We start from the raw sequence: 12,402 nt of genomic DNA, 5'->3' as shown, positions 1-12,402 counted from the left end.
GCCTGCACGTCGATCTGTGCCGCTGTATGTCCGCGGTCTGTTGCCGCGAGCTCTGACCCGGCATCATGCAGCGGTCCGCGCGTTGAGCGTGTGTACCGCACCCCCGTCCCCGTATTTCCCGATACGCACCAGTGGAGTGTGTCCGTGTCCGCGTCCTCGTCCGCGCCCGTGGCGAAGTCCCGCATACCCAAGATCCCGTTCTGGGCCCAGATCGTGGCCGGTCTCGTCCTCGGCGTCCTGCTCGGCTGGATCGCCCGCAGCCAGGACGTCGGCTGGCTGCAGGAGGCCCTGAGCCAGGTCGGCGGCATCTTCGTCCAGCTGCTCAAGCTGGCCGTCGCCCCGCTCGTCTTCTTCGCGATCCTGGTCTCCATCACCAACCTGCGCAAGGTCAACAACGCGGCCCGCCTGGCCGCGCAGACCCTCGTCTGGTTCATGATCACCTCGCTGATCGCGGTCGCCATCGGCCTCGCGATCGGCCTGATCACCAACCCCGGCTCCGGCACCGGCCTCACGCCGAAGGACGGCAAGCTCCCCGAGCACAAGGGCAGCTGGATCGACTTCCTGACGGGCATCGTCCCGACGGACGTCATCACGCCCTTCACCGAGCTGAACGTCCTCCAGATCGTCTTCATGGCCGCCGTCGCCGGCATCGCCGCGCTCAAGCTCGGCGAGAAGGCCCAGCCGATCCTCTCCCTCTCCGAGTCCGTCCTCGAGCTGCTGCAGAAGGCCCTGTGGTGGGTCATCCGGCTCGCCCCGATCGGCACCGCCGGCCTCATCGGCCGCGCCATCGTGAACTACGGCTGGGACCTGATCGGCAAGTACGCCACCTTCACCGCCGACGTCTACATCGGCTGCGCGCTGGTCCTCTTCGGCGTCTACCCGCTGCTGCTCGCGACCGTCGCCAAGCTCAACCCGCTGCAGTTCTTCAAGGGTGCCTGGCCCGCCATCCAGCTGGCCTTCGTCTCCCGCTCCTCGGTCGGCACCATGCCGGTCACCCAGCGCGTCACCGAGCGCCTCGGCGTCCCGAAGGAGTACGCCTCCTTCTCCGTGCCGTTCGGCGCCACCACGAAGATGGACGGCTGCGCCGCGATCTACCCGGCGCTCGCCGCGATCTTCATCGCGCAGATCTTCGACGTGCAGTTGGGCGTCAAGGAGTACCTGCTCATCGCCTTCGTCTCGGTCATCGGTTCGGCGGCCACCGCCGGCCTCACCGGCGCGACGGTCATGCTGACGCTGACCCTGTCGACCCTGGGCCTCCCGCTGGAGGGCGTCGGCCTGCTCATGGCGATCGACCCGATCCTCGACATGATGCGCACCGCCACCAACGTGGCCGGCCAGGCCCTGGTCCCGGTCATCGTCTCCGCCCGCGAGAAGATCCTGGACGTCGCCGCCTACGAGTCCGCCTCGGCCTCCCCGGTCGACGACCTGGTGGACGCCCGCGACGCCGAGCAGAAGGTGACGGTCCCGGCCGCCGCCTGAGCCCGTACGGATCGCTGACGCGACCGCGCCCCGGACCCGCCGGTCCGGGGCGCCGCCGTTTGCGGGGTGGAGCGGTGACGGGGCGCTTGCCGCGCGCGGCGGGCGACGGAGATCTGTCCAAACGGCGTGCGGCGCCCTAGATTTACTCGGAAGTAGGTTACTGACCGGTTCTCGACGCCCGAGGAGCCGCACGTGCCCGTCCCCGAGTCCATGCCCGAGTCGGGCCGCCCCGCCATGGTCCGCGTCGACGGGACCGTCCGCGAGGTGTCCGTCCCCGCCCTCGTGCCGCCCGCGCGGCGCGGGTCCCTCGCCGACCTGCCGTACGAGAACGCGCGCGACGAACCGGGCGCGGTGCTCTTCTCGCGCAAGCGGCCGGACGGCGGCTGGGACGACGTCACCGCCGCCGCGTTCGCCGCCGAGGTGCACTCCGTCGCCAAGGGGCTCATCGCCCAGGGCCTGCGGCCCGGGGACCGGCTCGCCCTCATGGCCCGCACCCGGTACGAGTGGACCCTGCTCGACTTCGCCGCCTGGGCCGCCGGGCTGATCACCGTGCCGCTCTACCCGACCGCCTCCGCCTACCAGATCCGCTGGATCCTCCAGGACTCCGGCGCCGCCGCCTGCGTCGTCGAGGACGTCGCCCAGGCCAGGCTGGTCTCCAACGAGCGCCGCCAACTGCCCTCCCTCGGGCACCTGTGGGTGCTCGACACCGGCGCCGTCGAGCAACTGCGCCGGTCCGGCGCGCGGGTCACCGACGAGGCCGTCACCGCCCGCCGCGGACTGCTCACCCCGCAGACCCTCGCGACCCTCATCTACACCTCCGGCACCACCGGTCGGCCCAAGGGATGCGCCCTCACCCACGCCAACTTCCTCGCCGAGGTCGACAACGCCGTCGCCCTCCTGCACCCCGTCTTCCGCTCGGTCAGCAAGGAACCCGCCTCCACGCTCCTCTTCCTGCCGCTCTCCCACGTCTTCGGACGCATGGTCGCCATCGGCTGCGTCCGCGCCCGGGTCCGGGTCGGCCACGCGCCGTCCGTCGAGGGCGACGAACTCCTCGCCGACCTGGCCTCCTTCCGGCCGACCTTCCTGCTCGCCATCCCCTACGTCCTGGAGAAGGTCTTCCACACCGCCCGCGCCACCGCCGAACGCCTGGGCCGCGCCGCCTCGTTCGACCGGGCCGCACGGGTCGCCGAACGCTACGGGCAGCAGTCGGCCACCGTCGGCACCCGGCCCTCCCTCGGCCTGCGCGCCGCCCACGCCCTCTACGAACCGCTCGTCTACAAGCGGATCCGCGCCGCCCTCGGCGGCCGCGTCCGGCACGTCATCAGCGGCGGCTCACCGCTCGGCGCCCGGCTCGCCGAGTTCTTCGCCGGCGCGGGCATCGACGTGTACGAGGGCTACGGCCTGACGGAGACGACGGCCGCCGCCACCGTCACCCCGCTGCACGGCCCGCGCCCCGGGACCGTCGGCCGCCCGCTGCCCGGGACGGCCGTCAGGATCGCCCACGACGGCGAGATCTGGCTCAAGGGCGGCCACGTCTTCGCCGGCTACTGGGACGCCCAGCGCGGCGTCGCCCTCCCGTACACCGACGAGGGCTGGTTCCCCACCGGCGACCTCGGCGCCCTCGACGACGAGGGCCACCTGCGGATCACCGGCCGCAAGAAGGACATGATCGTCACCTCCGCCGGCAAGAACGTCGCCCCGGCCCCGCTGGAGGAGTGGCTGCGCGCACACCCGCTGGTCGCCCAGTGCATGGTCGTCGGCGACGGCCGCCCGTACGTCACGGCGCTCGTCACCCTGGACCACGAGGGCCTGCTGCACTGGCGGCGGATGCGCCACAAGGACCACCTCGCGCTGTGGGAGCTCGCCAAGGACGACGAGCTCCTCGCCGTCGTCCAGCGGGCCGTCGACGACGCCAACCGCCTGGTGTCACGGGCCGAGTCGATCCGCGCCTTCCGCGTCCTGACCACGGAGTGGACGGAGGCGAGCGGCCACCTCACGCCCTCCCTGAAGCTCAAGCGACGGGCCGTGCTGCGGGACTTCGCCCGGGACGTCGACGAGATGTACGGCTAGCAGCGGACGGGCCTCACGGCCAGAGCAGCTCGCGGGTCCAGCCGTCGTCCGTCTCCGTACGCCGGTACCGGAGCCGTACGTGCCGGCGCCGTTCGTCGCCCTGGAAGAACTCCACATCCTCGGGCTCCACCACGTACAGCGTCCAGCTCGGCGCGTGCGCGTCCGGTTCCCGCTGCGCCCGCTCCCAGGCCGCCGCGCTCGCGCCGGCCAGCTCGTCGAGCGAGCCGAGCGGCTCGCTCTGGTGCCCCACGAGCGCGGAGGCCAGCGCGCCGGCGGTTCGGGCGTGCAGGTCCTCGTACGCCTCCTCGGGCGTCCCGGTGACCACCCGGCCCCGCACCCGTACCTGACGGCCCTGCACGGGCCAGTAGAAGCCGAGCGCCGCCTCGGGCCGGGCGGCCAGCTGCCGTCCCTTGGCGCTGCCCGCGTGCGAGGCGAAGTGCCAGCCGCGGGCGTCCGCGCCGTGCAGCATGACCGTGCGCACGTCCGGGCGGCCGTCCTGGTCCACGGTGGCCAGGGACATGGTGTGGGGTTCGACCGCCTTCGCCTCCGCCGCCGCCGCGAACCAGGCGTGGAAGAGCGCGACCGGCTCCTCCGGCACGTCCGCCGGGTCGAAGCCGGGCAGTTCGGTGTCCCAGACACGAAGAGACCGCAGGGCCTCCTGAAAACGCCGTTCGTCGTCCATGGCGTCCATCATGAGGCCCTGCGGTTCCGCGTGAGCGGATCAGTCGGTGTAGTAGCCCGTCACGTCGGCGATCAGGTCGACCGAGCCGTTCTTGTTGTAGAAGGTGATCTTTCCGTCCTTGACCGGGACGATCACCCCGTTGGGCACGGTCTGCCCGGCGGTGAAGTTCAGGTTCGACGCCGAGGTGCGGGTGGTGCCGTACGGGTAGACGGAGACGAAGCTCGCCTCGGTCGGGTTCGTCGCGGTCACGTTGAGGACGACGGCCTTGTACTTCGTACCCACGGTCAGGCTCACCGTCTGCCCCGCGCCGACCTTGGCCTTCGGCACGCCGGTGCCGTTGCGGGTGTCCATCAGCCGCATGGGCTGCATGCCGGTGAAGACGGAGCCGGTGCCCTGCTTGAAGTAGCCGGCGACGTCACCGATGAGGTCCACGGAGCCGGCCCGGTTGTAGAAGGTGACCTTGCCGTCCTTGACCGGGACGATCACCAGGTTCGGCACGGTCTGCCCGGCGGTGAAGTTGAGGTTCGACACGTCGGGGCGGGTGGCGCCGTACGGGTAGGCGGCGACGAAGCTCGTCGCGGTCGCGTTCGTCGCGGTCACGTTCATGGCCACGGCGGTCACGTTCGGGTCGGGGATCGACAGCGTCACCGTCTGCCCGGCACCCAGCTTCGCCTTCGGCACGCCGGTCCCGGTGCGGGTGTCCATCAGACGGGACGGCGTGACCGCCTCGTACGAGGAGCCCGTGACGGTGTCCTCGGCGTAGTAGCCGGCGACGTCCGCGAGCAGGTCGACCGAGCCGTTCCGGTTGAACAGCTCGATGTAGCCGTCCTTGACCGGGACGGTCACGAGGTTGGCGGCGGTCTGCCCGGCCTTGAAGTTGAGGCTGGAGGCGAAGCTCGGGATCTGGTACGGCCAGACGGAGACGAAGCTGTCCGACGTCGCGTTGGTCGCGGTCACGTTGAGGACCACCGAGCCGACGCCCTCGGCGGGCACCCCGCCCCGGCCGGCCACCTTCAGCGCGACGGTGCCGAGCGGGCCGACCTTCGCCTTCGCGGCGCCGAGCCCGGAACGGGTGTCCAGCAGCCGGGCGGGGGCGACGGGCGTGTAGGTGCCGGGCAGCGTGGTGTAGCTGCTGCCGGTGACCATGAAGATGCCGGAGAGCCCCTGCGCGGTGCCGCGGCCGTCGAGCGGTCGGGCGATCAGCTCCCAGCGGTACTGGGCGGACTCCAGACCACGGCCCTTGTCGTCCTTGCCGTCCCAGGACGGACGCACGGCGGCGCCGGTGCCACCGGTCCCGGTGATGGTGCGGACGGCCTCGCCGTTGCCCCGGCGAACGGTCAGCTCCCACGAGCCGACCGGCTTGGAGAAGCGGAAGACCGGGGACCAGGTGGCGGGCTTCGGCTCGACGACGCCCCCGGTGAACACCAGCGGCTTGACGGTGTGCTGGAGCGCCGTCAGCGGCTCCGTGACCACGCCGACCTTCTTGACGCGGATGTTCTTCTGGCCGTCGACGAAGGCGACGCCGCCGCCGAACTTGTCCACCGTCCAGGTCGACCGGCGGCCCGAGCCCGTGCCCTCCGCGAGGTCGGCGACCTTGAAGGTCCGGCCGGTGAGCACCTCCGTCGCCTGGAGCTCGTCCGCCACGTGATGGACGACGAAGCCGTCGCCGAGCAGGGCGTCACCGGTCGCGACCGGGAAGCCCATCATGTTGCCGAGGTCGTAGACCCCGGCCTTGTCGGTGCCGCAGGCCCAGTAGATCCAGCGGTTGACGGCCTGGAGCTCGGTGGGCTTGCAGCCGGACTTGATGTCGATCGGGGCGGAGGCGCTGCCCGTCCTCAGGTTGTACGAGTCGATCTGGCCCGGGGTGGCGGCGGCCTTCCAGACCTTGGCGTCCCACAGGGCGGCGGCGGTCGAGTCCGGGATCGTGAGCTTCACGTCCGACGCGGTGGTGCCGTCGTTGTCCAGGTCGGCGACGTACTTGGTCGTGCCCTGCTGGGCCAGCACGTAGCTGCCCGCGGCGTCGATCGCCGTGGCGTCGGCGACGGGCAGGTCCGCCGTGCGGGAGTTGTTGTTGTCGATCCGGGCGTAGATCCGCTTGCCGCGGGTGTGGGCCGCGTCGCCGTCGCCGAGCGAGACCACGCCGGGGGCGGTCGGCGCGAGGATCCGGGCGCGCAGCGAGGTCGCGCCGGCGGTCGCCGGGTCGGTCGTCAGGTCGGTGTCGACGTCGTGCAGGCCCAGCGCGTCGACGCCGTACACGTCGTCGCTCAGGAAGTTCAGCCGGCCGCCGCCCAGGGCGAGGCCGTCGATGCGGCCGGTGGCCGCCGGGATCTTCCTGACCGTGGTGAGCGTCGGCTTGCCGTCCTCGCCGAGGGTGACGCGGTGCACGGCCCAGTCGGTGGCGCGGGTGCCGCCGACGGCGAGGATGCTGCCGTCGGGGGCCGGGGAGAGCTCCGGGGCGGCGTGCGGCAGGAGGTCCTTGACCTCGCCGGTGTCCCGGCGGACGGCCTGGAGCCTGGCGCCGGTGGTGCTGTTCTTCTCGCCGTCCGTGAGGGGCCGGACGAGCAGCGCCCACTCGCCGATGAGGTCCGTCGCGGCGAATCCGGTGACGTTGCTCTGGGGCGGCTCGACGGGCGTCTCGACGGGTGTGGCCGTGGGCGCGGTGCGGGGGGTGAACCAGACGGAGTTCGTGGATCCGGTGTGGTCGACCGTGAGGATCTGCTCGGTGCCGAGCTGGACGGTGCGGCCCTCGCTGCTGCCGGACGCGCTCTTGAGCGTGCCCGCCGCGTAGTCGACGAGGAAGGTCTTGGGGAACTGGTCGCCTTCCCGGTGGAAGGTGAGCAGTGCGCCGCGGGAGTCCTGGTCCAGCACGTCGATGCGGCCCTGGAAGGACTCGCCGAGCTCGAACGAGGCGACCTCGGTCTGCTTGCCGTCCACGATGCTGAGCAACTGGACGGCGTTGTAGCCGAACTCGCCGCGCGAGGCCGTCACGACCGTGTCGGCGTCGTACGCGCCGGTCCAGTACCGGCCCTGCGGCAGCACCACGTCGAGGTGCTGCTCGCCGGTGGCGACGTCCCTGACCTTGACGTGGTCGACCGAGACGGCGGGGTCCTGCTCGATCGCGGCGAAGAGGCCGGAGTGGCCCTTCGTGGCCTGCTCCTCCGTGATCGTCTTGCTGACGCCGGTCGCGAAGTCCGTCCAGACCCAGCCGGACGACCCCTCCTGCTGGTGGGCGTAGCCGGTGGCGCCGACCTGGCCCAGGTCCTCGCCGCGGGGCTGGAAGCGGCCCGGGTTCGGGATGACCACCTCGTCGGTGGCGGCGTTCTGCGTGGATCCGGCGGCGAGCGCCGGGCTGGTGACGGCGGCGCACAGGCCGATCGCGATGCCGAGCGCGGTGGTCGTGGCGACCGCGCCGCGTATGTGCGCGCGCGTGTGGCGTGACATGGGTTGTGTCCCCTCCCAAAGGTCGAGAACGGGCGGTGTCGGGTGTCGCAGCGGCCGTGTGGGGTCCGCCCCCTCCGGACATTCCGCCGCCCGGATCCGCGATCGTAACAGGGGTTTTGAACTCGTTCAAAGAGTTTCGGGATCAATGGGATCCGCGGACCGCGTGGTCCGCGTAGTCCTTCAGCGGCACCGCGTTCGCCGCCTTCCGGATCTCCTCGCGGATCTTCCGCGCGATCAGGTTCTTCCACGGCGTCTTCGGCAGCGTCCGCACCATGAGCATCCGCAGCGCGATCTTCCAGCGGGACGAGACGGTCATCTCCTTGGCGAAGGACGCCGCGAACCTCTGGTTCAGTTCCACGCCCGGCCGCATTTCCTTCTCGTACGTCGCGAAGGCCGTCACGTGGTCGCCGCCGGCCGCCGCCAGTTCGCCGGCGAGGACGTAGGCGCCCGTGAGGGCGAGGCCGGTGCCCTGGCCGGAGGCGGGGGAGGTGCAGTGGGCGGCATCGCCGATCAGGACGACGCGGCCCTTGGACCAGCGGTCCATGTGGACGGTGGCGACCGAGTCGAAGAAGAAGTCGTCGGCGTCCGCCGCGTCCGCGACCAGCCGTGGGATCTCCCAGTCGTCGCCCGCGAAGGCCTCGGAGAGGAGTCGCTTCTGGGCGGCGATGTCGCGGTGGTCGTAGGGCAGTTCGGCCGGCGACGCGAAGACGAAGCAGTTCTTGGCGCGGTCCGCGTGCTCGCCGGCCGTGGCGTAGACGGAGACCAGCTTGCCCGGGCGGGCGTGGTGGGTCTCCCGGCGGGTCAGGCCCAGGCGGTTGGGGCCCGTGAAGATCGAGACGTACGCGCCGAGGTGGCGCTTGAACCGCCGCTCGTCGCCGAAGACCAGGCGCCGGGTGTGCGAGTGCAGTCCGTCCGCGCCGACCACCAGGTCGAAGCGGCGGCGGGCGCCGCTCTCGAAGACGACGTCCATGCCGTCCTCGTCCTCGGACAGGGAGGCGACGGAGTCGCCGAAGAGGTACTCGACGTCGTCGCGCGTGCGCTCGTACAGGATGCGGGCGAGGTCGCCGCGCATGATCTCGTCGTCCTGCTCCTCGCGTCCGCCGAAGATCTCGGCCGGCAGCTCGCCGACCGTGCGGCCCTGGGAGTCCACGTACGAGCCGCCGTCCATGTCGGTGGAGCGGGCGCGGACCTCGTCGAGGATGCCCATCCGCGCGCAGATCTCGATCGCGCCGCCGCGCAGGTCCACCTTGTAGCCGCCGGTGCGCAGCGCGGGCGCCTTCTCGACGACGGTGGGGACGAATCCGTAGCGGTGCAGCCAGAGGGCGAGGGCGGGGCCGGCGATGGAGGCGCCGGAGATCAGGACGGTGCGGGACGCGCGCATGGCAGGACTCCTCGTCGGTGGTGCGGGGCCGCGCCGGCCCCGCATCCATGACTATACGAGCGTCCTACACGCCTGTCTATGACGAACGTATAGATCCTTGGGTGTCCTGTGCGCGGAGGTCTCACCCCCGGCCCAGCACCACCGTTCCCGACGAGCAGAACCAGCCACCGGTCCCCGAGGCCACCGCCAGCTCCGGCAGCGAGCCGTCCGGCCGTCGCACCTGGAGTCCCGGCGCCTCGCCGCGCAGCTGCCGTACCGCCTCCACGAGCAGGAACAGGCCCCGCATCCCCGGGTGGCAGGCGGACAGGCCGCCGCCGTCCGTGTTCACCGGCAGCCGGTCCTTCTCCGCGAAGAACGCCCCGCCCTCGCCCTTCGCGCAGAAGCCCAGGTCCTCCAGGGTCACGAGGGTCATGTAGGTGAAGGCGTCGTAGATCTCCGCCAGTTCGACGTCGGCCGGGCGCACCCCCGCCCGTTCGAAGGCGAGCCGGCCGCTCACCGCCGCCGGCGAGACCGTGAAGTCCTCCCACTCCGACATCGTGGTGTGCGAGACGTACTCGCCGGTGCCGAGCACCCACACCGGCGCCTTCGCCGTGTCCGGCACGTACTCCTCCGCCACGAGCAGCACCGCGCAGCCGCCGTCGCTGCGGATGCAGCAGTGCAGCTTGGTGAACGGGTCCGCGATCATCGGGCCGTCGAGCACCTCGTCGACCGTGACCGGCTCGCGGAACATCGCCTCCGGGTTGAGCGCCGCGTTCGCCCGTGCCTGGACCGCCACCTCGGCGAGCTGCTCCAGGGTCGTGCCGTACTCGTGCATGTGCCGGCGCGCCGCCATCGCGTACTTGGCGATCAGGCTGTGTCCGTAGGGCACTTCGAACTGCAGCGGCCCGCGTGCCCCGAAGGACAGGTTGCCGGTGCGCCGGCGGGCCCTGATGTCGGCGCGGGCGGTGGAACCGTAGACGAGGAGGACGGCGTTCGCGTGCCCGGCGGCGATGGCGTCGGCGGCGTGCGCCGCCATGACCTCCCAGGTGGCGCCGCCGACCGACGTGGAGTCCACCCAGCGCGGGCGGAGCCCCAGGTACTCGGCGACCTCCACCGGTGCGAGGGTGCCGAGGCCCGCCGAGGCGAGGCCGTCGATCACGGAGCGGTCCAGGCCGCTGTCCGCGAGGGCGCGGCGGGCGGCCTGGGCGTGCAGGGCGTAGGGCGTGGCCTCGTCGACCCGGCCGCAGTCGGAGAGGGCTATGCCGACGACGGCGACGCGACGGCGGCGGTCCGTTGTGGTGGTGGGCATAAATCTGACGGTACATCAGATTTGCTGGATCCGGCGGCCCGTCGGGCTGTGCATCTGCTCCGGGCGGTCCTAGCATGACGCCCCGTCAGATACGGAGGGGAGACCCGAGGCCCATGCCGAGTCCCATGCGTACCGCCGCCGTCACCGAAGAACAGCAGGAGATCCGGCGGGAGATCCGCCGCACCCTGCGCGAACTCCTCGCCAAACGCGCCGGACCGGCCGACGTCCGCGCCGCCGTCGACACGCCCGAGGGATACGACACCGGACTCTGGGCCGCCCTGGCCGGCACCCTCGGCCTGCCCGGACTCGCGCTGCCCGAGGCGTACGGCGGAGCCGGCTGCGGACCCGCGGAACTCGCCGTGGTCTGCGAGGAGACCGGCCGCGTCCTCGTCCCGTCCCCGCTGCTCGCCACCGGCGTCCTCGCCGCCCCGCTGATCACCGCACTCGGCACCGAGCGACAGCGGGCCGAGCTCCTGCCGCGGATCGCCGACGGCACCCTGACCTGCGCGCTCGCCCTTCCCGGCGGCTCGCTCCCGCCGGCCCTCGGACTCACCGCCGACAACGCCGCCGAACCCTGGTCCGGCGGCGGGCGCTCCGGCGGCATCCAGGCCACCCGGCCCGACGGCGAGCACTGGTCGCTCTACGGCGAGGCCGGCCACGTCCTCGACGGGCACAGCGCCGGGCTCCTCCTGGTCGCCGCGCACACCGGAGGCTTCCCGCGCAGCCGCACCCTGCTCTTCCTCGTACGGGCCGGGGCGCGGGGACTGGCCAGGCGCCGGGAACCCACCCTCGACCTCACCCGCTCCCAGGCCACCGTCCGGCTCCGCGACGTCGAGGCCGAACTGCTCGGCGAGGAGCCGGCGGACACGCTCGGGGCACTCGCCGCCACCGGACGCACCGCGGCCCTCGCGCTCGCCGCCGAGGCCGTCGGTGCCGCCCGCGGAGCCCTCGACCGGACCGTCGAACACGCCGCCACCCGCGAACAGTTCGGCCGCCCCATCGGCTCCTTCCAGGCGCTCAGGCACCGGCTCGCCGACCTCCTCGTCCAGATCGAGGCGGCCCGCTCGCTCACGGTCTGCGCCGCCGGCGACCCGGACGGCGAACCGGCCCTGCTCGCGCTCGCCCAGGCCCTCGACGCGCAGCGCGCCGCCGCGGCCGAGACCGTCCAGCTCCACGGCGGTATCGGCATCACCTGGGAACACGACGCCCAGCTCTACTTCAAGCGTGCCGCCGCGGACGAACTCCTCTTCGGCCCCGCCGTGCGCCTGCGGGCCCGCGCCGCCGAGCTGGGCGGACTCTTCGGCGGCCCGGTCTCCGGGGAGGTGGCCTAGATGCCCGTCGGCCTGCGCCTGATCCAGAAGGTCTCCGCCACGCGCGCCTTCGCCAAGGTCGCACCCCACTTCATCCCCGCCATGGACCGCGCCGTACACCGGCTCACCGGCGGAAAGGTGCTGCTCAGCGCCCGGATGCTGCCGGGCGTGGTGCTCACCGCGAAGGGCGCCAGATCCGGGCGGCCGCGCGTGACGCCGCTCGCCTGCATGCCGGAACCGGAGGGCACCTGGCTCCTCATAGGCTCCAACTTCGGCCGCCCCGGGCACCCGGCCTGGACCGGCAACCTGCTCGCCCATCCGGACGCGGAGATCAGCTGGCGCGGCGAGAGCTTCCCCGTACGGGCGCGGCTGCTGGCCGGCGAGGAGCGGGCCGAGGCGTGGCGGGCGGCGCTCGCCTTCTGGCCGCCGTACGCCACGTACCAGGCGCGGATCGAGCGGGAGATCCGGCTGTTCCGCCTGACGCGGGTCGCGTCGGAGGGGTGAAGGCCGGAGGGACCGACGCCGGAAGGGTGAACCCGGAAAGGTGGAAGCCGGAGGGGCGGAAGCGCAAGGGCCGAAGCCGGAAGGGTGGAAGTCGGAGGGGCGGAAGTCGCAAGGGCCGAGGCCGGATGGGTGGAAGTCGGAGGGGCGGAAGTCGCAAGGGCCGAAGCCGGAAGGCGGAAGCCGGAGGGGTGAAAGCAGACCGGCGGCGGTCCCGCACCTCCTGCAGGATGCAGGGATACGGGACCGC

The 12,402-nt window shown here is 72.3% G+C and carries 8 protein-coding genes; 4 read left to right on the top strand and 4 right to left on the bottom strand.

The window, feature by feature from the left end:
• The first annotated feature begins 138 nt into the window (after positions 1-138).
• Both ACFY8W_RS34290 and ACFY8W_RS34285 read left to right on the top strand, forming a co-directional pair.
• Positions 139-1,479: a cation:dicarboxylate symporter family transporter gene (locus ACFY8W_RS34290; protein WP_391114009.1), complete on the top strand. Its 1,341-nt coding sequence runs from the start codon at positions 139-141 to the stop codon at positions 1,477-1,479.
• Positions 1,480-1,689: 210 nt separating this feature from the next.
• The gene (locus tag ACFY8W_RS34285; RefSeq protein ID WP_391114236.1) at positions 1,690-3,549 is read left to right on the top strand and encodes an AMP-binding protein; all 1,860 of its coding nucleotides are present in this window, start codon (positions 1,690-1,692) and stop codon (positions 3,547-3,549) included.
• Between the two features lie 13 nt (positions 3,550-3,562).
• On the opposite strand, the gene ACFY8W_RS34280 is transcribed toward ACFY8W_RS34285, so the two are convergent.
• From ACFY8W_RS34280 to ACFY8W_RS34265, 4 genes are all read right to left on the bottom strand, one after another.
• A complete protein-coding gene (locus ACFY8W_RS34280; RefSeq protein WP_391114006.1) occupies positions 3,563-4,231 on the bottom strand; it encodes a pyridoxal 5'-phosphate synthase in 669 nt (222 codons plus the stop codon).
• Between the two features lie 39 nt (positions 4,232-4,270).
• Entirely contained in the window at positions 4,271-7,672 is a 3,402-nt protein-coding gene (locus ACFY8W_RS34275; RefSeq protein WP_391114003.1) for a hypothetical protein, read from the bottom strand.
• 142 nt (positions 7,673-7,814) lie between these two features.
• Entirely contained in the window at positions 7,815-9,053 is a 1,239-nt protein-coding gene (locus ACFY8W_RS34270; RefSeq protein WP_391114000.1) for an FAD-dependent monooxygenase, read from the bottom strand.
• A gap of 121 nt (positions 9,054-9,174) precedes the next feature.
• On the bottom strand, positions 9,175-10,341 hold the full coding sequence (locus ACFY8W_RS34265) for an acetyl-CoA acetyltransferase (protein ID WP_391113997.1): 1,167 nt from the start codon (positions 10,339-10,341) through the stop codon (positions 9,175-9,177).
• Positions 10,342-10,454: 113 nt separating this feature from the next.
• Between ACFY8W_RS34265 and ACFY8W_RS34260 the strand changes: the two genes are divergently transcribed.
• Together ACFY8W_RS34260 and ACFY8W_RS34255 are read left to right on the top strand one after the other, a co-directional pair.
• A complete protein-coding gene (locus ACFY8W_RS34260) occupies positions 10,455-11,672 on the top strand; it encodes an acyl-CoA dehydrogenase family protein (RefSeq protein WP_391113994.1) in 1,218 nt (405 codons plus the stop codon).
• The gene (locus ACFY8W_RS34255; protein WP_391113991.1) at positions 11,673-12,155 is read left to right on the top strand and encodes a nitroreductase family deazaflavin-dependent oxidoreductase; all 483 of its coding nucleotides are present in this window, start codon (positions 11,673-11,675) and stop codon (positions 12,153-12,155) included.
• Positions 12,156-12,402: the final 247 nt, after the last annotated feature.

It is taken from the genome of Streptomyces sp. NPDC012637 (genome assembly GCF_042954805.1).
Classification (GTDB): domain Bacteria; phylum Actinomycetota; class Actinomycetes; order Streptomycetales; family Streptomycetaceae; genus Streptomyces.
Note: the sequence above shows the minus strand (reverse complement) of the source record. Positions and strands in the feature narration are given on the sequence as shown.

Coding starts and splice junctions, on each gene's coding strand:
- ACFY8W_RS34285 (WP_391114236.1), top strand. CDS start 1,690: ATGCCCGAGTCGGGCCGCCCCGCCATGGTCCGCGTCGACGGGACCGTC.
- ACFY8W_RS34280 (WP_391114006.1), bottom strand. CDS start 4,231: ATGGACGACGAACGGCGTTTTCAGGAGGCCCTGCGGTCTCTTCGTGTC.
- ACFY8W_RS34275 (WP_391114003.1), bottom strand. CDS start 7,672: ATGTCACGCCACACGCGCGCGCACATACGCGGCGCGGTCGCCACGACC.
- ACFY8W_RS34270 (WP_391114000.1), bottom strand. CDS start 9,053: ATGCGCGCGTCCCGCACCGTCCTGATCTCCGGCGCCTCCATCGCCGGC.
- ACFY8W_RS34265 (WP_391113997.1), bottom strand. CDS start 10,341: ATGCCCACCACCACAACGGACCGCCGCCGTCGCGTCGCCGTCGTCGGC.
- ACFY8W_RS34260 (WP_391113994.1), top strand. CDS start 10,455: ATGCCGAGTCCCATGCGTACCGCCGCCGTCACCGAAGAACAGCAGGAG.
- ACFY8W_RS34255 (WP_391113991.1), top strand. CDS start 11,673: ATGCCCGTCGGCCTGCGCCTGATCCAGAAGGTCTCCGCCACGCGCGCC.